The 21,179-nt window shown below is 67.5% G+C and carries 22 protein-coding genes and 1 tRNA gene; 17 read left to right on the top strand and 6 right to left on the bottom strand.

Annotation, left to right across the window (positions count from 1 at the left end; all coding sequences use genetic code 11):
- Nucleotides 1-51: 51 nt before the first annotated feature.
- The 7 genes from AC07PF_RS28940 to AC07PF_RS28910 all read left to right on the top strand — a co-directional run bounded on the left by AC07PF_RS28940 (nucleotide 52) and on the right by AC07PF_RS28910 (nucleotide 4,552).
- Nucleotides 52-930 carry an NAD(P)-dependent oxidoreductase gene (locus AC07PF_RS28940; protein WP_494614203.1) on the top strand — a complete coding sequence of 293 codons (879 nt, stop codon included), beginning with the start codon at nucleotides 52-54 and terminating at the stop codon, nucleotides 928-930.
- 49 nt (nucleotides 931-979) lie between these two features.
- Complete coding sequence (locus AC07PF_RS28935) at nucleotides 980-1,972, top strand: Bug family tripartite tricarboxylate transporter substrate binding protein (protein ID WP_494614202.1); 993 nt, start codon at nucleotides 980-982, stop codon at nucleotides 1,970-1,972.
- A 196-nt stretch (nucleotides 1,973-2,168) separates the two neighbouring features.
- On the top strand, nucleotides 2,169-2,843 hold the full coding sequence (locus AC07PF_RS28930; RefSeq protein WP_145696364.1) for an RraA family protein: 675 nt from the start codon (nucleotides 2,169-2,171) through the stop codon (nucleotides 2,841-2,843).
- 140 nt (nucleotides 2,844-2,983) lie between these two features.
- Nucleotides 2,984-3,060 (top strand) — tRNA-Val (locus tag AC07PF_RS28925).
- 323 nt (nucleotides 3,061-3,383) lie between these two features.
- Nucleotides 3,384-3,680 carry a hypothetical protein gene (locus tag AC07PF_RS28920; protein ID WP_494614201.1) on the top strand — a complete coding sequence of 99 codons (297 nt, stop codon included), beginning with the start codon at nucleotides 3,384-3,386 and terminating at the stop codon, nucleotides 3,678-3,680.
- 233 nt (nucleotides 3,681-3,913) lie between these two features.
- Entirely contained in the window at nucleotides 3,914-4,057 is a 144-nt protein-coding gene (locus AC07PF_RS28915) for a hypothetical protein (RefSeq protein ID WP_157405907.1), read from the top strand.
- A gap of 81 nt (nucleotides 4,058-4,138) precedes the next feature.
- The gene (locus AC07PF_RS28910) at nucleotides 4,139-4,552 is read left to right on the top strand and encodes a hypothetical protein (protein WP_494614200.1); all 414 of its coding nucleotides are present in this window, start codon (nucleotides 4,139-4,141) and stop codon (nucleotides 4,550-4,552) included.
- A 153-nt stretch (nucleotides 4,553-4,705) separates the two neighbouring features.
- Here the strand turns inward: AC07PF_RS28910 and AC07PF_RS28905 are convergent, their stop codons facing one another.
- Nucleotides 4,706-7,093 carry a putative bifunctional diguanylate cyclase/phosphodiesterase gene (locus AC07PF_RS28905; RefSeq protein WP_494614199.1) on the bottom strand — a complete coding sequence of 796 codons (2,388 nt, stop codon included), beginning with the start codon at nucleotides 7,091-7,093 and terminating at the stop codon, nucleotides 4,706-4,708.
- Nucleotides 7,094-7,369: 276 nt separating this feature from the next.
- Between AC07PF_RS28905 and AC07PF_RS28900 the strand changes: the two genes are divergently transcribed.
- Nucleotides 7,370-8,518, top strand: coding sequence for a metallophosphoesterase (locus AC07PF_RS28900; protein ID WP_494614215.1), 1,149 nt, complete (start codon nucleotides 7,370-7,372; stop codon nucleotides 8,516-8,518).
- 59 nt (nucleotides 8,519-8,577) lie between these two features.
- Here AC07PF_RS28900 and AC07PF_RS28895 read toward each other — a convergent pair whose 3' ends face one another.
- Nucleotides 8,578-9,153: a hypothetical protein gene (locus tag AC07PF_RS28895; RefSeq protein WP_494606517.1), complete on the bottom strand. Its 576-nt coding sequence runs from the start codon at nucleotides 9,151-9,153 to the stop codon at nucleotides 8,578-8,580.
- A 266-nt stretch (nucleotides 9,154-9,419) separates the two neighbouring features.
- Nucleotides 9,420-9,794, bottom strand: a complete 375-nt coding sequence (locus AC07PF_RS28890; protein WP_494606515.1) for a YciI family protein — start codon at nucleotides 9,792-9,794, stop codon at nucleotides 9,420-9,422.
- 328 nt (nucleotides 9,795-10,122) lie between these two features.
- On the opposite strand from AC07PF_RS28890, the gene AC07PF_RS28885 reads away from it, so the two are divergent.
- Genes AC07PF_RS28885 through AC07PF_RS28855 form a run of 7 tightly spaced genes read left to right on the top strand, consistent with a single transcriptional unit; the run spans nucleotide 10,123 to nucleotide 16,571 of the window.
- Nucleotides 10,123-11,208, top strand: coding sequence for a LuxE/PaaK family acyltransferase (locus AC07PF_RS28885; RefSeq protein WP_494614198.1), 1,086 nt, complete (start codon nucleotides 10,123-10,125; stop codon nucleotides 11,206-11,208).
- The gene (locus AC07PF_RS28880) at nucleotides 11,205-12,677 is read left to right on the top strand and encodes an acyl-CoA reductase (protein ID WP_494614197.1); all 1,473 of its coding nucleotides are present in this window, start codon (nucleotides 11,205-11,207) and stop codon (nucleotides 12,675-12,677) included. Before AC07PF_RS28885 ends, AC07PF_RS28880 begins: the two co-directional genes overlap by 4 nt.
- 9 nt (nucleotides 12,678-12,686) lie before the next feature.
- On the top strand, nucleotides 12,687-13,433 hold the full coding sequence (locus AC07PF_RS28875; protein ID WP_494614196.1) for an ABC transporter ATP-binding protein: 747 nt from the start codon (nucleotides 12,687-12,689) through the stop codon (nucleotides 13,431-13,433).
- A complete protein-coding gene (locus AC07PF_RS28870) occupies nucleotides 13,430-14,197 on the top strand; it encodes an ABC transporter permease (RefSeq protein ID WP_494614195.1) in 768 nt (255 codons plus the stop codon). Before AC07PF_RS28875 ends, AC07PF_RS28870 begins: the two co-directional genes overlap by 4 nt.
- Nucleotides 14,198-14,223: 26 nt before the next feature.
- Entirely contained in the window at nucleotides 14,224-15,204 is a 981-nt protein-coding gene (locus AC07PF_RS28865) for an ABC transporter substrate-binding protein (RefSeq protein WP_494614194.1), read from the top strand.
- Nucleotides 15,205-15,216: 12 nt separating this feature from the next.
- Nucleotides 15,217-15,984 carry an SDR family oxidoreductase gene (locus tag AC07PF_RS28860; RefSeq protein ID WP_494614193.1) on the top strand — a complete coding sequence of 256 codons (768 nt, stop codon included), beginning with the start codon at nucleotides 15,217-15,219 and terminating at the stop codon, nucleotides 15,982-15,984.
- Nucleotides 15,985-16,022: 38 nt separating this feature from the next.
- On the top strand, nucleotides 16,023-16,571 hold the full coding sequence (locus AC07PF_RS28855; RefSeq protein WP_494614192.1) for a hypothetical protein: 549 nt from the start codon (nucleotides 16,023-16,025) through the stop codon (nucleotides 16,569-16,571).
- Between the two features lie 27 nt (nucleotides 16,572-16,598).
- On the opposite strand, the gene AC07PF_RS28850 is transcribed toward AC07PF_RS28855, so the two are convergent.
- Both AC07PF_RS28850 and AC07PF_RS28845 read right to left on the bottom strand, forming a co-directional pair.
- Entirely contained in the window at nucleotides 16,599-17,051 is a 453-nt protein-coding gene (locus AC07PF_RS28850) for a hypothetical protein (protein ID WP_494614191.1), read from the bottom strand.
- Between the two features lie 52 nt (nucleotides 17,052-17,103).
- Nucleotides 17,104-18,105: an NAD(P)H-quinone oxidoreductase gene (locus AC07PF_RS28845; protein ID WP_494614190.1), complete on the bottom strand. Its 1,002-nt coding sequence runs from the start codon at nucleotides 18,103-18,105 to the stop codon at nucleotides 17,104-17,106.
- Between the two features lie 106 nt (nucleotides 18,106-18,211).
- Here AC07PF_RS28845 and AC07PF_RS28840 point away from each other — a divergent pair, with 106 nt between their 5' ends.
- Nucleotides 18,212-19,081: a LysR family transcriptional regulator gene (locus AC07PF_RS28840; protein WP_494614189.1), complete on the top strand. Its 870-nt coding sequence runs from the start codon at nucleotides 18,212-18,214 to the stop codon at nucleotides 19,079-19,081.
- 18 nt (nucleotides 19,082-19,099) lie between these two features.
- Here AC07PF_RS28840 and AC07PF_RS28835 read toward each other — a convergent pair whose 3' ends face one another.
- Nucleotides 19,100-20,059, bottom strand: a complete 960-nt coding sequence (locus tag AC07PF_RS28835; RefSeq protein WP_494614188.1) for a LysR family transcriptional regulator — start codon at nucleotides 20,057-20,059, stop codon at nucleotides 19,100-19,102.
- 88 nt (nucleotides 20,060-20,147) lie between these two features.
- Here AC07PF_RS28835 and AC07PF_RS28830 point away from each other — a divergent pair, with 88 nt between their 5' ends.
- A complete protein-coding gene (locus AC07PF_RS28830; protein ID WP_494614187.1) occupies nucleotides 20,148-21,167 on the top strand; it encodes an NADP-dependent oxidoreductase in 1,020 nt (339 codons plus the stop codon).
- Nucleotides 21,168-21,179: the final 12 nt, after the last annotated feature.

The raw sequence follows: 21,179 nt of genomic DNA, 5'->3' as shown, positions 1-21,179 counted from the left end.
TTGGGTATGAAGCTCCATAAACTGCCACCAATGTTTTAAATTTGTACTTTCATGAGATTCGCAATCCTGGGTGGTGGAATGGTCGGCGCCTGCTACATGCAGGCCTTTGTGGAGCAGGGGCACAGCCTGGTGGGCCTGTGCGACCTGCAGCCCAACGCGGCGGTAGCCGCTGCTGTGCAGGCCGCTGGTGCGCAGGTGCACACCGCCCCCGGCGTCTGGCTGGCCGGGGCCGACGTGGTGGTGAGCGCTGTGTTCGGCACCGTGGCGCGCAGCCTGTTCGAGGCCTGCCTGCCCCATCTGCAGGATGGCGCGGTGTATGTGGACATGACCACGGCCGACCCGCAGGAGATGCGCGAATGCGCCGGGCTGGCCCGGCACGGCGCACAGGGCAGGGCGGTCCACTTCGTGGACGTGGCCATCACCGGCGCCGTCAACCTGGGCGGCAAGAAGACGCCGCTGCTCGTGGCCGGCGGCAAAGCGGGTTTTGTACAGGAATTGTTCTTGCCCTTCGGCGGCTCCGTCCGCGTGGTGGGCGATCAGCCGGGCGATGCCGCCTCGCTCAAGCTGCTGCGTAGCATTTACACCAAGGGCACCGAGGCACTGGCCGTGGAATGCCTGGTGACTGCCCAGCAGATGGGCCTGCGCGAGCAGCTGTATGCCGTGCTGCAGGACATCGACGAGACACCGCTGCGCACGCTGATGGAATCCATGGTGCGCACGCACATCCCGCACTCCGCGCGTCGGCGCAACGAGGTGGCCGAGGCCCGCCATCAGATGGCCCGGCACGGCCTGGCGCCCGTGGTTTTGCCCGCCGTCGAATCGCTGTTCGCCGCCACGGCCCAGGCGCATGCGGCGCAGCCCTTCACCGGCACATCCACCGATGAAGCCATCGCCTGGCTGGGCAGCCACGTGCTCGCCAGCCGTTCTTGATCGACCACCGCGCTATCCGAATACCAACCTCTAGGAGACACCTGCAATGATGACGACCTTGACCCGACGCACCCTGGCCCTCGGCGGCCTGCTGGCCCTGGCGGCTGCCACGGCAACCATCGCCCCGGCCCATGCCCAGGGCAACTACCCGCAGCGGCCTATCAAGATCCTCGTGCCCTTCCCTGCGGGCGGGGGCACCGACAACCTCACGCGGCTGGTCAGCACCAAGCTCACCGATGCCTATGGCTGGGCCATCGTGGTGGAGAACAAGCCCGGCGCCGGCGGCAACCTGGCGCTGGACCAGACGGCCAAGGCCCCTGCGGATGGCCTGACCCTGGTGATGGCGCAGACCGACAACGTGGTGCTCAACCCGCTGCTGTACTCCAAGCTCACCTACAACCCCGACAAGGACCTGCGCGCCGTGGCCCTGGTCGCTGCCGGCCCGGCCGTGCTGGTGGTGAATGCCGATTCGCCCTACAAGACGCTGGACGACATCATCCAGGCCGCAAAGAAGGACCCCGGGCGCCTGAGCTTTGCCACGCCGGGCACCGGCACCATCTCGCACATCATCAGCGAGGCCTGGCAGAAAAGCTCCAACGTCAAGTTCACGCATGTGCCGTTCCGCGGCATGGCGCAGGCCATGCCCGACCTGCTGGGCGGGCGCATCGACATGTACATGGGCTCCATCCCCACGCTGCTCTCGCACATCCAGTCGGGCAAGGTGCGCGCCATCGGCGTGACCACGGCGCGCCGCTCCAAGCTGCTGCCCGACGTGCCCACCTACACCGAGTCCGGCATCAAGGGCGTGGAGCTGGCCAGCGTGTGGGGCGTGATGGCGCCGGCCGGCACGCCCGACGCCATCGTCAAACAGCTCAACGAAGCCATCAACAAGGTGGTGAACGCCCCCGACACGGCCAGGAAGATCGCCGACTCCGGCGCCGAACTCATCACCGGCACGCCGGACGACATGGCCAAGCTCTATGCCAGCGACCGCGCCCGCCTGGCCCCCATCGTCAAGAGCTCGGGCACCACGCTCGACTAAGAAGGTGTGAACGAACCCGACATGCCCGCTCATCCCTCCAAAACACGCGCGCTCGTCGTTGCAAATGCTCGCCATAGCCCGAGCTATGTCTCCGCTTTGCGCCTAGATCGCACGCGTTGTGGCGGCCTGCTCGGACACGCCGGATTCATTCACACCTTCTGCCCCATCTATCCACCATTACAGTGAGAACCGCACCATGATCGGCTGCCAAATCCTGAAACGCAAACGCGCCGTGAGCCTGGAGCTGGCCCGGCAATATCTGGAAGTGCCCGTGGCCAACGTCAGCGACTGCATGTCGCGCATGACCGCCGGCGGCCCGCGCCTGCGACCCATGCACGACGGCACCGCCATGGCCGGCCCGGCCCTCACCATCCGCACCCGCCCGGGCGACAACCTGCTGATCCACAAGGCATTGAAGCTGGCCCAGCCCGGCGACGTGATCGTGGTGGATGCGGGCGGCGACCTCACCAACGCCCTCATCGGCGAAATCATGGTGGGCGAGGCCAAGCTCAAGGGCTTTGCCGGCATCGTCATCAACGGCGCCATCCGCGACAGCGCCGTGCTGCGCAAGGACAGCTTCCCCGTGTTCGCCGCCGGCGTCACCCACCGCGGCCCCTACAAGGACGGCCCCGGCGAGATCAACGTGCCCATCGCCATCGACGGCATGGTCATCGAGCCCGGCGACCTGGTCATCGGCGACGACGACGGTTTGCTGTGCGTGCCCTACGACCAGGCCGAGCAACTGCTGGCCGCCGCCCACCAAAAGCAGAAGATCGAGGCCGTGATGGTGGCCGAGATCGCGGACGGCACGCAGGACAATGCGTGGATCGACGCAGCCCTCCAGCGCGTGAACTGCAGCATCGAAGCCTGAGGCCCAGAAAGAGGCCGCTGCCGGCCCCTTGCAGCGCAGGGCGCTGCAGCGGCCGGCAGCAGTCTTTTGAATCTTTTACTGCAACTTTGCCGGACGGCCTTTTTTTGTGGCTATAATCGTGGTCTTGAACAGAACAACACAGGCGCGTAGCTCAGCTGGTTAGAGCACCACCTTGACATGGTGGGGGTCGTTGGTTCGAGTCCAATCGCGCCTACCAAGGTTCCTTCTGAAGAGACCAGCTTCAGAACTCAACGGGATCTTGAAGAAGACTGCAAACAAGCAGTCTTGGAAAAAGCAAACAGCCACCTTCGGGTGGCTTTTTTGTTTTCGGGCACGGCTTCTATCCTGCCTCTCTCGACCCCGGTCACCACGTTGATGCACTTCGCATACGCCTGGAGGTTGTCCCCTTGGTCGCGCTCATCATTCCATGTGCGGCCCCAAGGCCTCGATGTTGCAAAGGCGCACCGCATGGGATGGGCGGCAGCTACACTGCTCGCCACAACGAGCCAGGTCTCATTGCTCCATTCAAAGAGAATCACCATGACGAACCCAGATATGCCAAAGGACGGAGATTTCGCCTCTTACCTCGAGGGAAAGACGAGCCGTTCGGCCGAGGTACCCGAAGCTGCAATGAGCGTTGATGTGAATGCGAGCGCGCCAGCAGATGCGCCCCGCCAGACCATCGAACAGATTCTTGTCGAAGGCCAGGAACCGACCGAGCAGTTTCTTGAAGAGTGGATCGCCGGACAGGATGAGCCAGAGCTTTCGGATGAGGAACTTGAGCGGCAGGCGCTGGAGGCTCCAGGCGACGATGGCGATCCGAGCACCCCGGAGTGAGTGGAGTGGTGCAATAGAGACCCAATTACAGTATTTTGTATGCAACCACAGTATCCTGTCAGGGAGCTGATCCACGCCTTGCGCATGCGCTCAAATGACATGGGTGCATTGGCCGCCTGACCGGAAGGTTTTCCCCGACGAAGCCCGCCCATTGCGGGCTTTTTCACGCCCACCTCCTACGCCCTATGGTCTCCCCAGGCCGCCCAATGGTTCCTTTACCCAAGGAGCACACCATGGCCACAGACCCCAAAGACCACCCTCTGCACCAGGTGCCGGAGAACCTGCCCCGGCCGCCGGGCGACCTGCCACCCAGCACCGAGCAGCCCACCCGCCCCAACGAACCGCTGGACCCGAGTGCGCCAGACACTGCGCCCTGATGTGGGCGCTGGCGCACGCCAGCACTTTTCGCTTCGGCACGCTCAGTGCGGGCTTTTTCTTCGCTCCTGCACAATTGCGCCATGCTGCCGTCCCTGCACATTGCCAAGCTGAGCCCAGCGACTCGCGTTGTGCTCTTGCTCATCAATCTTTTGGGCCTCGTCCTTTGCTTAGGGGTCGTCGCACTGCTACGGAGCGCTTGGCATAGCCCAGCCATGCTGGTGAACCAGTTGGCTGCTGTGGCTTTTTTGCTGGCACTGTGCGCTGCGGTGCTTGGCGGCGTTCCCGGTCGGCTACTCGCTCTGGCCGGTGCGACCAACGCACTCGTGCTTGTCGGTGCGTTGGGCTTGGCTGCGTGGGAGCTGGCAAAGGCTGCGCCGTGGCAATCGGCTGCAGGATTTGCCGCCATGGCGGGGGCAATCCCGGCCATCAATACCGCTTGGTGGCTGCTGTCCCGCCAGAGGCTCGTGAAATCGCACGGACATTTCAAGAGCTGAAAGTCACTTGCTATCCCTTGCGATCCTCTGGGGCGAGATACCTCCCCGGACCGCAGTGCCGCCAAAGGTTCGTGCAGGCCAGGTGGCTCTTGGCCTGCACCGGTCTCGGCGGCCCGGCCGTGCCACCCAAACCTGTTTCATCCGGAATGGCCTTCAACGCGATTGGCTGCCGGGCCCGCCCACCTCGGGCGGCGGATCCCATGCCCGCATCCAGTCCAGCAGCTCCTGCAGCGGCATGGGCCTGGCGATGCCATAGCCCTGGAGGCCGTCGCACCCCAGGTCGCGCAGTGCCTGGGCGTGCGCCAGGGTTTCCACGCCTTCGGCGATGACGCTGCGGTTGAAGGCGTGGGCGAGGCTCACGATGCCGCGCACCAGGGTGCGGTCGCGCTCGTTGTCCAGCATGTCGCGTATGAAGGATTGGTCGATCTTCACGGTGTGTGCGGGCAGGCGCTGCAGGTAGGTGAGCGAGGAGTAGCCCGTGCCGAAATCATCGATCGAGCACTGGATGCCCAACTCGCTGAGGCCCTGCATGACATAGGCCACGGCGGACAGGTCGTTGAAGGTTTCGGTTTCCAGCAGTTCGACCTCCAGAAACTGAGAGGGCAGCTCGGGGTACTGCCTGCGCAGCTGGGCAACTTCCAGCTGGAATCGGCTGTCAATGAGGGTGGAGACGGTGATGTTGATGCTCAGGGGCAACGGATTGCCCTGGGATGCCAGGGTTTGCCCGGCCCTGAATGCGGCGTCCAGCACCCAGTAGTCCAGCTTGTTGGCCACCGGGGTGCCCACGATGTCTTCCAGGAACGCGCCCGGCGCCAGCAGCCCCCGTTCAGGGTGGTGCCACCGGATCAGCGACTCTGCACCGATGACCCGGCCATCGGAGATCCGGACCTTGGGCTGAAAAAACAGCTCCATCTCACCGTGCAGCAGCGCGTCTTCCACCAGCTTGGCCGTGTGCCTGCGCGCCTGCACCCGTTGGCCTTGCTGAACGTCGAACACCACGATCCGGTCTTTGCCCTGTTCCTTGGCGGCGTACAGGGCCAGGTCCGCGTGTCGCAGCAGGCCGTCGGCGTCGGCCATGTCGTCGGGGTAGAAGGTGACCCCCGCGCTGCAGGTCAGGCGCAGCGCAACACCATCCAGCGTCGCCGTCTGCGCGAGTGCCAGGCGCAGGCTTTCCAGCTGCTGCAGCGCTGCATCGGCGTGCGGGCCGTTTTTCAGCACGACGGCGAACTCATCGCCTCCAGTGCGCCCGATGAGGTTCTCTGTCCCCGCCTCTTTTCTCAGGCGTTGCGCAAAGACCCGAAGGAACCGGTCCGCCATGGGCTGGCCCCACTGGTCGTTGAGGTCCTTGAACTGGTCGATGTCCAGCAGGCACAAGGCCAGCGAGCTGTTGGTTTGCGCGCCTTGCTGCAGGAGGGCATTGAGCTCTTTGGTGAAAAGGCGCCGGCTTGAAAGGCCGGTCAGGGCGTCGTAGTTGCCAAACTGCTGCAGGACCTGCTCCAGATGCCGTTGCTCGGTCACATCCTTGCCGACCGAGACCCACCTGCGCACCACGCCATCGGGGTCCTTGATGCCTTCGACGGTGACCTCCGATACAAAGGCCTCGCCGTTCTTGCGGCGCCGAACCAACTCGCCATGCCAGCGGCCGTCGCGCTCGATGGCCTGTGCGACCCTGCGCAGAAAGGTGGCTTCACCGCCCTCGTCGATGCGCAGGACGGCCGATGATTTTCCGATCAGCTCTTCGCGGGAATAGCCCAGCACGCTGCTGTAAGTCGGGTTGACATCCAGCACGGTGCCGTCCGGCTGCACGATGGCGATCGTGTCCTTGCTGTTGACGAACACGCTGGCGGCCTGGCGCGCTTCGGCGAGCATGGTCTTCAAGGTCTCGGCCGTTTGTGCCAGGGCCTCTTCCCGCTGGCTCAGCTTCTGGGTGTTGTCCAGCAGGAAGCCCAGCAGTGCGGTGCCGATGGGGTAGACCACCAGCACCGCCAGCCAGGAGCGTGCGGTGACCGCCCGTGCGATCTCTGGCGGCAAGGTCTGTATGGCCAGCATGCCACCGGCGGCAAGGCTGAAGCCGAGCCCGAGCAGCCAGAGTCCATCAGCCACGGTGCTGCCAAGGCGCAGTGAGGAAAAGAAGGGCCTGTAGCGCTGCCAGAGCCAGCCGATGGCGGTGGTCAGTGCAATGCCGACCATGGCGGGGCCACTGCCGATGCCGCCCAGGCTCAGGCGGTAGGCGCCCAGTACCGCCGCGCACAGCAGGGCGCTCAAAGGCGACAGGTAGGCCCCGGCAAGCCCGGTCATCACCAACCGGGTGTCGACGATCACGCCCTCGGCCAGGCGCAAAGGCACGAGCATGGTGAGAATGCCGGTAACGCCGAACATGAGCCCCGTGACCCAGGGCAGCCATCTGCGCCGTTTCTGCACGACGGCCGGGTGGGGGTGGCGTTGGCCGCTGATGGCAATGCTGTACAGCGCTGCGAGGAAGGACAGCAGCCCGGCGTTGATTCCCATGTCCTGAATCAAAGACGTTGTGTCGATGCTCATGGCGCCCTCTGGAGCGGTTTTCCAGACATCATAGGCAAAGATGAAACGGATGGGGCGTTATCTCACCGCAGCGCCCGTTTCTGCCGGGGACAGGCTGGCCTGGCCTGATCTGCGGCTTGCCCTCCCAAGGGCGCAGGGTGGCCATGCCTGCCGGGCTTGCACTGGGCCGAATAGGGGCCGAAGCAAAAACATGTCTCTTGCGACAGGGCTGGATATTCCGGGGGTGTGCCCGCATCTACCCACTTCTGCGGCCCGGCCGCGCCCTACCTGCCCGCCATGCCGCTGCGCCCGCTGACCATTCTCACAACCCTTTTGCACCTGTACATCGGCCTGCGCCTGGCGCCGGCGCTCTCTGCATGGCCGGGGGCCGGGCCTGCGCTGGCGGTGGTGTTGCTGCTCTCGGCCATCGCCTTGCCGATGCCGTTCCAGCACCGCTCCGGCCGCCGTGGCGCGGCCAGCCCCGCGTGGACCTGGCTGGGCCTGCTGGCCATGGGCTGGTTCTCGTCGCTCTTCCTGCTCACGCTGCTGCGGGACCTGGTGCTGGTGGCTGCGTGGGCCGGCGGCTGGATGCAGGAGGCGGGCGGTGCGGCTCGGGCCGACAGTGCGGCAGCGGTGGTGGCCCTGGCCACGCTGGCGTCCCTGCTCGGGTTCTGGAACGCGCGCCGCACCGCCGGTGTGCGGCGCATCGATGTGCCGCTGGCCGGGCTGCCCGCGGCGCTGCAGGGCTTCACCATCGTGCAGCTGAGCGACCTGCATGTGGGGCCCACCATCCGGCGCGGCTACATCGCGCGCATCGTGGGCCGCGTGAATGCCCTCAAGGCTGATGCCATCGCCATCACGGGCGACCTGGTGGACGGCAGCGTGCCCGAGCTGCGCGAGCACATCGCGCCGCTGGCCGACCTGCAGGCGCGCCACGGCAGCTTTGTGGTGACGGGCAACCACGAGTACTACGCGGGCGCCGGCCCGTGGATTGCCGAACTGCGCCGGCTGGGCCTGCGCGTGCTGCTCAACGAGCATGCGGTGCTGCGGCCGGCGGCGGGCCAGGGCGATGGCGACGCCCTGGTGCTGGGCGGTGTGACCGATTTCACGGCGGGGCACTTCGATGCAAGCCACGCCAGCGACCCGCAGCGCGCACTGGTGGGCGCGCCGCCCGAGGCCCTGACCCGCGTGCTGCTGGCGCACCAGCCACGCAGTGCGCCGGCCGCTGCGCAGGCAGGCTTCTCACTGCAGCTCTCGGGCCACACGCATGGCGGGCAGTTCTGGCCGTGGAACCTGTTCGTGCCCTTGCAGAACCCCTTCGTCGCCGGGCTGCACCGGCTGCAGACCATGTGGGTCTATGTGAGCCGCGGCACCGGTTACTGGGGGCCGCCGATGCGGCTGGGGGCACCGTCGGAGATCACGCTGATACGGTTGGTGGCGGCCTGAAATATTGTGTTTGCGTGCCGCAAAGCTGTCGAAAAGCAGCCCGCCGAACGCAGGGCCTGTCACATCTTGGACGCCGACTCTTTCAGGGCCTTTTCGCGCTCTGCGGCCTTTTTCCCAGCATCCTCAACGTACACAAACAGGGCCGTGGTCTTGTCCACCGTCTCGTTGCGTTCGTGGAGCGTCAAGTTCACTTTGCTTCCAAACCAATACGAAACCTCTGACGAAAAAACCGCTCCCATCTTGTTCTGCAGTTTCTCCACTGTTGTCTTTTGGGGCTTGCCGTACCGCTCAACCAGAAGCGCCTTGATGCCTGCATAGTTGGTTTGCTTGCCATTGAGCATGACCGCCTTCACTACTTCATCTTCGCGATTGATGTAGCCATCATTGAAGACATCCACAGGGAATCCAGCGATCAGCACCCCTCCATAGCTTGGTCGGGACATGGAGCAGACCGCAACGGGGTTTTTTTCCGGGTCGGCCTTTGTGCCACCACACTCGCTGATGCGTTCGTTCTCCAGCTTCGCACCAAGAGGCACCCCGAAAACGGCAGTGGGCTCCTTCGGCCATGCCGGCTTCTTCTGGGCATAGGCGGACAGTGCGAGCAGACAGGCTGCGGCGATTGCAATTTTCTTCATCGTGCTCCCATGTTCGAAGGCAAAACGCTGGCTCAGCGCAAGTGACTGAATGTAATTGCAATTCGCGGCGTGGGAGCATGGCTTTGCTTCGCTCCAATGGGTGTGCACTCGCCGGGGTGGGGCCGTGCGGTCAGTATCGAATGCAGTGGAAGGGTTGCCCGTGCCGCTGGAACAGCAGGGGCCATGAATCTGCCCGCTGTGGCGAGGTTGAGCGTGCGTGATGTGCACCGCGGCTGCCGGCCGAAGGCCGGGACAGCCTTGATGGCTCAGCTTGTTTCGAGGAAGAAATCCATGGGAATCAACTCTACGCCCCAGCCGCCCGCCTCGCCCAGCGTGGCCGCCGGGTGCATGGAGGCCAGGCGCACGGCCTCCTCGCGGCTGTCCGCCTCGATGATGAACAGGCCGCCCACCATCTCCTTGGACTCGGTGTAGGGCCCGTCGCTGATCTGCGCCTTGCCGCCACGCGGGCGCAGGGAGACCCAGTTCTCGGCGTCACCCAGCGAGGCGGACACCAGCACCTTGCCAGTGGCGCGCATCTTCTCGTCGAGGGCAGGGCACTGGCTCACCAGGGCCTGCACGTCGGCGGGCGCCATGGCGGCGAATTTTTCAGGGGCGAAGTAGGCAAGGCCGAGGTATTTCATGGCGCAGTCCTTTTGCAGGTGGGTTGATGGTCCTGCCTTCACGACGAAGCGGGCGACCGGGAATCGACAGGATTCGAAAAAATTTCCTGCGCCGCAAGAATACGCTCTGGCCCAGAACAGCCCGGTTTTCAGCGGCGGGTTAAAATCCGCCCCAACGCTCCGGGGTGCACGCAAGTGCTGAGATCCACACCCGAGAACTTGAACCGGGTAATTCCGGCGGAAGAAGAGCTGTCACCCCCCCGGCATGGGAGCGCTTGGCTGCGCTGCCCTGCGCCATGGAGCGGGTGGCCTCGGAGCATCCTGTCAAAGATAGACCCAAAGGATGCCCATGGACAAGGCCAAACCGCTGGTGGCGGACCTCCTCGATTTCATTGCGATGGATGGCTGCACGGACGCGCAGTTCGACCAGATGGCACTGCGCCTGTTTGCGCACCAGCTCGCGGCCAATGAACCGTTCCAGCGCTTTTGCCGGCTGCGGGGCGTCAACGCCCGCAGCGTGAAGACGTGGAGCGACATCCCCGCCGTGCCCATCGATGCCTTCAAGGCCCTGCCGCTGCGCTGCGCGCCGCCGGCCGCCACCGACCGCATCTTCATGACCAGCGGCACCACGCGCGGCGGCAACACGCGCGGGCAGCACTTCCACCCGCTGCTCGATGTGTACGACCTGTCGATGGCGCGCAACTTCGCTCAGCGCTTCATGCGCGGTACGCAGCGCATGCCCATGGGCATTCTGTTCCCCGACGAGGTGGCCATGCCCAATTCCTCGCTGGCGCACTACCTTGATTTGGCCAAGTCGGCTTTCGGCACAGGCGCCAGCCAGACCTTCGTCACACCGCAGGGCATGGACCTCGACGGGCTGTGGGCCGCCCTGGAAGCGGCCGAGCGCAGCGGCGAGCCCTACGCACTGCTGGGCGCGAGCTTCAGCTTCGTGCACGTGATCGACGCCTTGCGCCAGCAGGGCAAGAGCTTCCGCTTGCCGCCGGGCAGCCGCATCCTGGACACCGGCGGCTACAAGGGCCAGTCGCGCGAGCTGCCGCTCGACGCCTTCTACACCGAGCTGTCGCAGGCGCTGGGCGTGCCGCGCACGCACTGCACCAACATGTACGGCATGACGGAGCTGAGCACGCAGTTCTATGACGATGGCAATGCACAGGTACCTTCGGTCAAGTCGGGCCCGCACTGGATCCGCTCGCGCCTGGTGGACCCGGTCACGGGGCACACGGTGCCTGCCGGCGAGCGCGGCATCCTGGTGCACTGCGACCTGGCCAACTTCAATTCGGTCACCACCATCCTCACGGAAGACGTCGGCCTGGACGCCGAGGGCGGTTTCCTGCTGCTGGGCCGCGCCGAAGGCGTGGAGGCCAAGGGCTGCTCGCTCGCGGTCGAGGAGTTCGTGCGGGCCACTGCGGCATGAGCATCCCGCGCATCCAGGCAGGCTACCTGCCGGGGCTTGCTGCCGCCGAGGTCGACTGGCAGGTGCTGCGCTTTGCGCAGGGCGGCCAGGCGCTCGATGTCGAAGTGCCGGTCTTGTCCGCCGCGCAGATGGATGCGCTGGCCGCGCGCGTGCGCCAGGCCAGCGCCCGGCACCTCAAGACCATGGCGGTGTCGGAGATCATTGCCGTCATCGACCAGGCCATTGCCCGCCTGCTGGACCGCAGCGACCCCTACCGCCAGCAGGCCGAGGCCTACCTGCCCCTGGTCAGCGGCTATGACAGCGACATGGTGCGGCTGGGGCTCACGGGCTTCTTCAAGACCTTTCGCGCGGCGCAGCTGCACCGCTTTGTGGCGGAGGATTTCGCCAACCCCCAGCTGCTCGACGGCTTTCAGCCCACGCCCAAGGGCGGCGCGGTGCGCGCCTTCGGCCCCGACCTGCTGGTGCACAACTGGGCCGGCAACGTGCCCGCGCTGGCGCTGTGGAGCCTGGTCTGCGGCCTCTTGGTCAAGGCCGGCAACATCGGCAAGCTGCCCAGTGCCGAGCCCCTGTTCGCGGGCTGGTTCGCGCGCCTGCTGGCCGAGGTGCACCCGCCGATTGCCGACTGCCTGGCCGTGGTCTGGTGGCGCGGCGCGGGGGAGGAGGGCGCTTCTGCGCTCTATGCCCAGGCCGACACGGTGCTGGCCTATGGCGGCAACGAGGCGCTGGACGCGATCCGCCAGCGCCTGCCGGTGACCACGCGCTTTTTGCCCCACGGGCACAAGCTGGGTTTTGGCGTGGTCAGCGCCACCGCGCTCGATACGCACAAGGCCCCCGCCCTGGCGCGGCTGGCCGCGTGGGACGTGATGCGCTACGACCAGCAGGGCTGCTATTCGCCGCATGTGTTCTATGTGCAGCGGGGCGGTGCGGTGTCGCCGCGCGCCTTTGCCGACTACCTGGCGGGCGAGCTGGCCAACCTGCAGCGGCGTTTTCCGCGCCGGCCGCTTTCTGTGGAGGACTCCGCCGCCGTGGCCAAGTGGCAGCAGGGCGTGGAGTGGACGGCGCTGTCTGCCTCGGCGACGGAATTCACCGATCGACTGATCGGCTCGCCCGCCGCTGCCTGGAGCGTGGCCTGCAGCGATACGCCCCAGCCCCTGGCGCCCACCGCCACGCAGCGCACCATCCAGGTGGTGGGCGTGGATGCGCTCGATGAGGTGGTGCCCCTGGTGGCGCCGCACAGCCGCTTTCTGCAGACCGCCGGGGTGGCGGCTGCGCCAGCAGAGCTGTTCCGCCTGGCCGGGCTGCTGGGCGCCGCGGGCGTCACGCGCATCAGCGCCGTTGGCTCGATGAGCGCGCCCGAGGCGGGCTGGCACCACGACGGCCGCTTCAACCTGCTCGACCTGGTTCGCATGACCGAGATCGAGCAGTCCGCCGAGCTGGCGGCCGAGCCGTTTGCTCCTTATGCAGACTGAGGGCCGGCCATGAGTTTTCTTGCGATGGACCAGCTGGTCTTCACTTACCCCGGCCGGCCGCCCGTGGTGGATGGCATCGACTGGCACATGCAGGCCGGCGAAATCCACTGCCTGGTGGGCCGCAGCGGCTGCGGCAAGACCACGCTGCTGCAGCTCGCTGCCGGCCTGCTGCGGCCGCAGTCGGGCCGCGTGCTGCTGCAGGGCCAGGAGCTGCTGGCGCCCGGGCCGCAGCTGGGCTTCATGTTCCAGGCTCCGACGCTGCTCGACTGGCAGCGTGCCATCGACAACGTGCTGCTGCCCGTGTCCCTGCAGCGCCGCCCCGGTGCGGCCGATGTGGCGCGGGCGCGGGCGCTGCTCGACCAGCTGGGCTTGGCCACGCATGCGCAGCATTACCCGCGGCAGCTGTCTGGCGGGCAGCAAAGCCGCGTGGCGCTGGCGCGCGCGCTGGTGCTGGAGCCCGCGCTGCTGCTGCTCGACGAGCCCTTTGCCGCGCTCGATGCCATCACCCGCGCCGAGCTGCAGGACGACCTGCTGCGCACCTGCCGCCAGCACGGCACCACGGTGCTGTTCGTCACGCATGACATCCGCGAGGCGGTGTACCTGGGCGACCGCATCGCCGTGATGCATGCCGGCCGCATCGTGGACGACATCCGCGTCGACCTGCCGGGCCCGCGCCAGCAGGCCATGCGCGACGAGGTGCCGTTCAACCGCTTGTGCGGCTGGGTGCGAAGAAGCATGGATGGGGTCGCCGCATGAAGCTGACCGCCTTGCAAACCCGGCTCCTCTCCGCTGCGCTGCTGCTCATGCTGCTGGCGGCGTGGGAGCTCACGGTGCGCCGCTCCGGGCTGTCGGCGCTGGTGCTGCCCGCGCCATCGTCGGTGGCCGCCGCGCTGTGGAACGGCGTGGCCACCGGCTATTTCTGGCCCCATGTGCGGGCCACCCTGTCTGCGCTGCTGCTGGGGCTGGCAGGCGGTGGCGTGGCCGGCCTGCTGATGGGCATGGCCCTGGCCGAATCGGCCCTGCTGGAGCGCGTGTTCCGGCCCTATGTGGTGGTCAGCCAGGTAGTGCCCAAGCTGGCGCTGGCACCGCTGTTCGTGCTGTGGTTCGGCTTTGGCATCGCGCCCACGGCGCTGATCACGGGGCTGATCTGCTTTTTTCCGCTGATGGAGAACACGCTGACGGGCCTCAAGCATGTGGACCCGCAGCGCCTGCAACTGTTTCGCATGCTGGGCGCCACGCGCTGGCAGACGCTGCTGCGGCTCAAGCTGCCGGTGGGGCTGCCCTCCATCCTGGCGGGCCTGCGCATGGCCGTGGTGCTGGCGCTGGTGGGCGCCGTCGTCGGCGAATTCATCGGCGCCAGCCAGGGCCTGGGCGCCGTGGTCATCGCCTCGCAGGGAATGATGGACACCGCCCTGATGTTCGCCGCACTCTTTCTCATCGCCCTCATCGGGCTCGTGCTCTACCAGGCCACGCTGCTGCTGGAGCGCCGGCTTCTGACCCCTTACCTCGACAACCCTTGATTGCCATGAACCGCTTCACCCACCCCATGCCCCTCTCCCGCCGCACCGTGCTCGGCGCCGCCGCAGGCCTCGCCGCCTTGCCCTTCGCCGGCCTGGCCACTGCGCAGTCCAAGGGCAAGATCACCGTCGGGGGCTGGAGCAAGCCCATCAGCGAAATCACCAACCTGCTGGCCGAGCCCGACAAGGGCTTCTTCAAGGCCCAGGGCGTCGAGGTGGGCTACGCACCCGGCGCGGGCGGCGGCGATGCCATCCGCAACATGCTCAGCGGCCAGGCCGACGTGGCGTTCACCGACCCCGGCTCCTTCTTCACGGCGCTGGACAAGGGCGAAAAGCTCACCGCCATCTACGACATCTACCCGCAGAACGTGTTCAACGTGGTCTCGCTCAAGTCCGCCAACATCCACAAGCCTGCGGACCTGAAGGGCAAGAAGATCGGCGTGTACAGCCTGGCCAGCGGCACGCGCCAGAACCTCTTGGTGATGCTGCACCAGGCGGGGCTCAAGGAGTCGGACGTGACCATCGTCGTCACCGGCCTGCTCAACTTCGCGCCCCTGCTGCAGGGCCAGGTCGATGCCACGGCCGCCACCGACACCGGCCTGGTGGTGGGGCAGCGCAAGGGCCTGGGCGAGGTCAACGTGATGCAGGTGCGCGACTACCTGAACGTGTCGAGCGACCTGTTCGTGGTGCGCCAGGAGAGCTACCAGGAGAAGAAGGAATTGCTCCGGGCCTTCCTCAAGGGCTACCGCGACAGCGCCGCCTGGATGATCGCCAACCCCGAAGAGGCCGCGACCCTGGCCGTCAAGTACGCCATCGACGGCACGCAGCGCGACATCAACCTGGAGGTGATCCGCCTGCGCAATGCCTCGTCGACCCCGTCCGCGTCCGGCAAGCTGGGCGCCTTCAACCTCGACTCGCTGCAGAAGGCAGCCGACGCCTACCGCGCGCTGGGCCTGGTGCAGCGCCAGATCAAGGTGGCCGACGTGGTGGACACCAGCCTGCTGCCGTAAGGAGAATTTGCCATGAAGTTCCAGGGCAAGGTGGTGCTTGTCACCGGCGCCAGCCGCGGCATCGGTGCCGCCATTGCAACCGCGTTCGCGCGCGAGGGGGCGACGGTCGCCATCAACCACCTGAGCAATGACGCGGCAGCCGCCGACACCGTGGCGGCCTGCCAGGCCGCCGGTGGCGACGCCTGGGCCGCCAAGGCCGATGTGGGCTCCGCCCCTGCGGTGCAGGCCATGGTCGATGCGGTGGTGCGCGAGCTTGGGCCCATCGACATCGTGGTGAACAACGCCTTTCGGCCCTATGCTTTCGACCCCCAGCGCCGCACGCTGTTCGACGACCTTAAGTGGAGCGACTACCAGGCGCAGTTCGACGGCGCGGTGGGCGGCGCCTTCAACGTCTGCCGCGCGGTGCTGCCGCAGATGCGCCAGCGGGCGCAGGGTGCCATCGTCAACATCGCCAGCAACCTGGTCGAGCACCCGGTCGTGGCCTACCACGACTACACCACGGCCAAGGCCTCGCTGGTGGCCTTCAGCCGCAACCTGGCCACCGAGCTCGGGCCTTTGGGCATCCGCGTGAACTGCGTGGCCCCCGGCCTCGTTTACCCCACGCAGGCCAGCGAATCCACGAAGGAGTCGTTTCGCGAATCGCTGATGGCCGCCACGCCGCTGCGGCGCATCGCCCGGCCCGAGGATGTGGCCGGGCCCGTGCTGTTCCTGGCATCGGACTGGAGCGGGTTCATGACGGGGCAGGTGCTGTTGGTGGATGGCGGGTTGGTGATGCGCTAGGGCCGCTGGCTGCCCAGCGCCGTGGCGCCACAAAAAAATTGACCTGCCTGATCCCTCCCGCTACCTTGCAGGCATCAACCAAGGTGCCAGGCATGACATATCGCGGTCTTTTGTGGGTGTTGTTCGCATGGCTGGTGCCTTTCGCGGCTGTGCATGCCCAAGGCGCGCCGGAGGTCCAGATAGGCCCCGTAACAGCCTTCTGCAAGGATGCCAAAGGCAATGCCGTATTGAACTACGTGGGCTCGACAGCCTCCGGTGCCGTGGCCGGCCTGGAGGATGGCGTCCCGGCAATCACCGTCGACCCGGGATTCGCTGCTTCCGCCAACTGGCCTGTCAACGTGTTTGCCTATCTGCATGCGTGCGGTCTCCTGGTCGGGGGCCACGCGCCCGGCGGTTCGGCTCCGTCGCCTGAGCGGCAACTGGCCGCCGATTGCTACGCCGGCAGGATGAGCAAGGTGACGGGATGGTTGAACGAGAGCGACTTCACCGTTGCCATGTCGCGGTTCACCGCTCCCACGGCGAAGCCGGCCAATCCCCCTGGGCACCTGCGCATGGTGCACGCACTGACCTGCCGCCTCAGGGGTTGAGAGGCAGCGGGAGCTTTTGCGGCGGTGCTATTTCCTGGCCGCCCGGCTCAGCACCTGCACCTGCTGCAGCGCCGATGCGTAGGGCGGTGGCATGTTCTCCAGGCTGCCCTTGTCCTGCTCCGGTATGACGCGCAGCAGGTCGCCCTGGGCCGAGGCGAACACCAGCACCTTGCCGCGCTCCGTGGGAATCGGCCGCTGGTCGCAGGTGTGGCCTGCTTTCTCGATGTAGGCCAGGGCATTGGCGCGGCCGCCCTTGAAGAACCGCAGCGGCTTGAGGAACACGCGCACCGTGTCGTAGCCGTCCTTCTGGGGGCCGGCCTGCCTGCGCACCGCCTGGGCGATGTAGACCGCCTGCGACTGGGCGTAGGCCTGGGCCACCTGCTCGGGCCAGGGCGTGAAGGTGGTGGGCGGCGTGCAGGCGATGGCCTGGGCTGCGCCGGCCAGGAGGGCGAGGGTGAGGCAGGTCTGGATTCTTACCATCCGCACAGTCTAAGGTCCCGCGCCTCAGGGGCGGGGTGGTGGTGCACAGCGCTCACTGCGCGGCGGCGCTGCCTGGCAGCAGCAGGATCTTGCCCACGCTCGCCCCCGTCTCCATGCGCCGGTGCGCACCGGCCGCGTCCGCCAGCGGGTAGGTGCTGTCGATCACCGGCCGCAGCGTGCCATCGGCCAGCGCGCCCATCCAGCGCTGGGCAAAGCGCTGCGTCATGGCCTGCTTGACCTCGGGCGGGCGCGACTTCATCACCGTGCCGTAGATCTGCAGGTGGCGGTACAGCAGCACGTCGATGGGCAGTTGTGCGCCCTCGGTGGCGCCGCCGAGCAGGCCCACCACCGTCATGCGCCCGCCCACGGCGAGGGAGCGCACGTTGCGTTCCAGGTAGGGCGCGCCGATGAAGTCGATCACCACGTCCACGCCCTTGCCGCCGGTCTGCTCGGCCACCACGGCCTGGAAGTCCTCGCTGCGGTAGTCGATGAACACATCGGCGCCAAAGCCCCGCACGGCATCGCGCTTGTCGGCGCTGGCGGTGGCGAACACGCGCGCACCGGCGGCATGGGCCAGTTGCACGGCGGCCGAACCGACGCCGCCCGCTGCCGCGTGGATGAGCACGGACTCGCCGGCCTGCAGCCGCGCCAGGTGGAACATGGCCTCGTGCGCGGTGACGAAGACCTCGGCCACGGCGCCGGCCTGCTGCAGCGACAGGTTGCGCGGCACGTGCATGGCCATGCGGTGATCGATGCGCGAATACTCCGCATACGCGCCGCCGCCCACGATGCCCATGACGCGGTCGCCCACGGCAAAGCCCTGTACCTCGGGGCCCACCTCGGCCACGGTGCCGGCGATCTCCAGGCCCATCAGGTCCGAGTCGCCGAAGTAGGCGCGGCCATAGGCGCCCTTGCGGTGCGAGAGGTCGGCGCGGTTCACGCCGACGGCGGCGTTGTGCACCAGCAGGTCGTGCGGGCGCACTTCGGGGCGGGCGATCTCGCGCGCCACGAGCACCTCGGGGCCGCCGAATTCTTCGAAAACAATGGCTTGCATGCTGGGGGTCCTTTTTGTCCGATCCAGGGATGGTCCAGAGCTTAGGGTACGAATGCGCCTGTGAAATGCAGCGTTTTTGCGTTGAGGTGATGCAAAATTGCATCATATGAACTGGGACGACACGCGCATCTTTTTGGCACTGACCCGCAGCCCCTCACTGCGTGCCGCCGCCCGCAGCCTGGGCGTGGACCAGGCCACCGTGGGCCGGCGCCTGCAGGCGCTGGAGGCCGAGCTGGGCGCCACGCTGTTCCTGCGTGCCAAGGGCGGCTACCTGCTCACCGCCGCGGGCGAGGCGGCCCTGGGCGCCGCGCGGCGCATGGAGGCTGCGGCAACCGACCTGCGCACCCTCATCGAGGGGCAGGACGAGGGCCATGCGGGGTTGGTGCGGGTCACGAGTTCGGATTCGATCGCCATCGATTTCCTGCTGCCCGCCATCGAACGCCTGCAGCAGCGCTGGCCCGGCATCCGCGTGGACCTGGAGGTGTCTTCCCAGGTGCTCAGCCTCAGCCGCCGCCAGGCCGACATCGCCTTTCGCAACGTGCGGCCCGAGTCGCCCGACCTGGTGGTGCGCCGGGTGGTGGCGTGGCCCGTGGGCCTGTTCGCCAGCGCGGCGTACCTGGAGCGCTTTGGCACACCCGTGCCCGACGACGAACTGCGCGGCCACCACCTGGTGGCCTACGGCCCCTATCTGGAGCAGCGGGCCTACCCCACGGCCGCCGAGGTGCCGGCGCGCCAGGCGCGCATCGCCATGGCGGTCAACTCCGGCCTGCTGGTGCGCAAGGCGGTGGCGGCCGGTATCGGCCTGGGCGAGATGCCGGTGCACCTGGGTGAGCGCGAAGGCCTGGTGCGCATCTGGCCCGAGCGGCGGCGCGCCAGCGACCACGAGGTCTGGCTGGTGATGCACCCCGACCTGCAGCGCACGGCGCGGGTGCGGGCCACGGCGGAGTTTTTGTCCGAGGCGCTGGGGGCGGGTTGACGCCCCGGGTGTGCCCGGTCACCGGGCGTGCCGCGCCGCCCCCTCGGCAATCACCGCATCCCACGGCGCTGGCGACGGGAACAGCTCTTGCAGAAACCCGATGAAGGCCTTGACGTTGGGGCTGGCGCGCCGGCTCTCGGGCCAGACGGCGGTGATGGGGGGCATGTGGGCCGCGAAGTCCTGCAGCACGGGCACGAGCATGCCACGCTCCACATATGGCGCGGCAATGAACGATGCCGACATGCCGACGCCGCCCCCGGCGGCGATGGCCTCCACCACCGCATCGCTCACGTCCACCACGATGGCCGCGTCGGGTGTGAACTCCACCGTGCGGCTGCCCACTTCGAACACCCAGCGCATCAACTGGCCCGAGGCCTGGTAGCGGAAGTTCACACAGTCGTGGTCCTTCAGGTCCTCGGGCCGGCGCGGTGTGCCGTGGGCGGCCAGGTAGCCGGGTGACGCGAATGCGCTGACGCGGGCCTGCGTGAGGCCGCGCGAGATCAGGTTCGAATCGGCCAGCTCGCCGATGCGGATGGCCACGTCGATGCCTTCCTGCACCAGGTCGACGAAGCGGTCCGCAAGCCGCAAGTCCACCTGCACCTGGGGGTAGCGGCGGCGAAACTCCGGCAGGGCGGGCGCCAGCAGGCGTGTGCCGATGGGCAGCGGCGCCGCCACCTTGAGCGTGCCGGAGGGTTCGGCCCGCACGGCGGCGGCGGACTGCACCACGTCCTCGGCGGCGCGCAGCAGGTGCAGCGCGCGCTCGTGCAGCTCGCGGCCCTCGGGCGTGAGCACCAGCGAGCGGGTGGTGCGGGTGAACAGGCGCAGGCCCAGTTGCTGCTCCAGCCGCTGGATGGTCTTGCTCACGGCCGATGGCGACACCGACAGCGAGCGCGCCGCCGCGGTGAAGCTGCCATGCGAGGCCGCGCGGGCGAACGCGACGATGCCGGTCAGGCGTTCCAGGCTGATTGGTTCCGTCATGGCATAAAACAAGTGATTTTCCGAGGGATTATCAAGCAGAGGGAGAAGATAGACACTGCCCACCTGTTTTTTGATTCAGGAGATGGCAATGGCGACGACAGCAACGATGAAAGCGGTCCGGCTGCACGCATTTGGCGGCCCCGAGGTGCTGCGCTGCGAGGACGCGCCCAGGCCCACGCCGAAGGCCGGCGAGGTGCTGGTGCGCGTGCATGCGGTGGGCATCAACCCGCCGGACTGGTACCTGCGCGAGGGCTACCGCATGCTGCCGCCCGAGTGGCAGCCCGCCATCGCGCTGCCCACCATTCCGGGCACAGACATCTCGGGCACGGTCGAGGCCGTGGGGCCGGGCGTGCAGGGCCTGGCCGTGGGCGACGAAGTCTTCGGCATGCTGCGCTTTCCGAGCTATGGCGAGAGCGCGGCCTATGCCGAGTACGTGGCGGCACCCGCCACCGACCTGGCGCGCAAGCCTGCCGACATCGGCCACGTGCAGGCTGCCGCGGTGCCCATGGCGCTGCTCACGGCGTGGCAGTTCCTGGTGGCGCTGGGGCACGACCATCCCAACCCGCTGCAGCCGCACAGGCACCAGCCCGTGCCGCTGGCCGGCAAGACCGTGCTCGTGAACGGCGCGGCCGGTGGCGTGGGGCACCTGGCAGTGCAGGTGGCCAGGCAGCAGGGGGCGGCGCAGGTCATCGCGGTGGCGTCGGGCGGGCACGAGTCCTTCTTGCGCGGCATCGGCGCCGATGGCTTCATCGACTACACCCGGCACGCGCCCGAGGACGTGGCGCGCGGGGTCGACCTGGTGCTGGACACCCTGGGCGGGCCCACCACCGGCCGCTTTCTGCAGACGCTCCAACCCGGCGGGGCGCTGTACCCAGTGTTCCCGCTGGGCTATGGCGGTGCCGAGGACGCTGCGCGGCAGGGCTTCACGGTGTCGGCCACGCAGGTGCGCTCCAGCGGGGCGCAGCTCGGGCAGCTGGCGCGCCTGCTCGACGCGGGCACGGTGCGCGTGGCCATCGACAGCACGTTTGCACTGGCCGATGCGCGCAGCGCGCACGAGCGGGCGGCGCGCGGGCACATCCGCGGCAAGATCGTGCTCACGGTGCGCTGAGCGGGGCCGGCG

Source organism: Acidovorax sp. GW821-FHT10A04 (assembly GCF_059415825.1).
Note: the sequence above shows the minus strand (reverse complement) of the source record. Positions and strands in the feature narration are given on the sequence as shown.

Bases quoted from the DNA above. Each gene is read 5' to 3' on its own strand.
- AC07PF_RS28845 (WP_494614190.1), bottom strand. From the start codon at position 18,105: ATGCAAGCCATTGTTTTCGAAGAATTCGGCGGCCCCGAGGTGCTCGTG.
- AC07PF_RS28860 (WP_494614193.1), top strand. From the start codon at position 15,217: ATGAAGTTCCAGGGCAAGGTGGTGCTTGTCACCGGCGCCAGCCGCGGC.
- AC07PF_RS28885 (WP_494614198.1), top strand. From the start codon at position 10,123: ATGGACAAGGCCAAACCGCTGGTGGCGGACCTCCTCGATTTCATTGCG.
- AC07PF_RS28835 (WP_494614188.1), bottom strand. From the start codon at position 20,059: ATGACGGAACCAATCAGCCTGGAACGCCTGACCGGCATCGTCGCGTTC.
- AC07PF_RS28890 (WP_494606515.1), bottom strand. From the start codon at position 9,794: ATGAAATACCTCGGCCTTGCCTACTTCGCCCCTGAAAAATTCGCCGCC.
- AC07PF_RS28870 (WP_494614195.1), top strand. From the start codon at position 13,430: ATGAAGCTGACCGCCTTGCAAACCCGGCTCCTCTCCGCTGCGCTGCTG.
- AC07PF_RS28915 (WP_157405907.1), top strand. From the start codon at position 3,914: ATGGCCACAGACCCCAAAGACCACCCTCTGCACCAGGTGCCGGAGAAC.
- AC07PF_RS28905 (WP_494614199.1), bottom strand. From the start codon at position 7,093: ATGAGCATCGACACAACGTCTTTGATTCAGGACATGGGAATCAACGCC.
- AC07PF_RS28930 (WP_145696364.1), top strand. From the start codon at position 2,169: ATGATCGGCTGCCAAATCCTGAAACGCAAACGCGCCGTGAGCCTGGAG.
- AC07PF_RS28880 (WP_494614197.1), top strand. From the start codon at position 11,205: ATGAGCATCCCGCGCATCCAGGCAGGCTACCTGCCGGGGCTTGCTGCC.
- AC07PF_RS28830 (WP_494614187.1), top strand. From the start codon at position 20,148: ATGGCGACGACAGCAACGATGAAAGCGGTCCGGCTGCACGCATTTGGC.
- AC07PF_RS28875 (WP_494614196.1), top strand. From the start codon at position 12,687: ATGAGTTTTCTTGCGATGGACCAGCTGGTCTTCACTTACCCCGGCCGG.
- AC07PF_RS28865 (WP_494614194.1), top strand. From the start codon at position 14,224: ATGCCCCTCTCCCGCCGCACCGTGCTCGGCGCCGCCGCAGGCCTCGCC.
- AC07PF_RS28910 (WP_494614200.1), top strand. From the start codon at position 4,139: ATGCTGCCGTCCCTGCACATTGCCAAGCTGAGCCCAGCGACTCGCGTT.
- AC07PF_RS28850 (WP_494614191.1), bottom strand. From the start codon at position 17,051: ATGGTAAGAATCCAGACCTGCCTCACCCTCGCCCTCCTGGCCGGCGCA.
- AC07PF_RS28935 (WP_494614202.1), top strand. From the start codon at position 980: ATGACGACCTTGACCCGACGCACCCTGGCCCTCGGCGGCCTGCTGGCC.
- AC07PF_RS28895 (WP_494606517.1), bottom strand. From the start codon at position 9,153: ATGAAGAAAATTGCAATCGCCGCAGCCTGTCTGCTCGCACTGTCCGCC.
- AC07PF_RS28900 (WP_494614215.1), top strand. From the start codon at position 7,370: ATGCCGCTGCGCCCGCTGACCATTCTCACAACCCTTTTGCACCTGTAC.
- AC07PF_RS28920 (WP_494614201.1), top strand. From the start codon at position 3,384: ATGACGAACCCAGATATGCCAAAGGACGGAGATTTCGCCTCTTACCTC.
- AC07PF_RS28940 (WP_494614203.1), top strand. From the start codon at position 52: ATGAGATTCGCAATCCTGGGTGGTGGAATGGTCGGCGCCTGCTACATG.
- AC07PF_RS28840 (WP_494614189.1), top strand. From the start codon at position 18,212: ATGAACTGGGACGACACGCGCATCTTTTTGGCACTGACCCGCAGCCCC.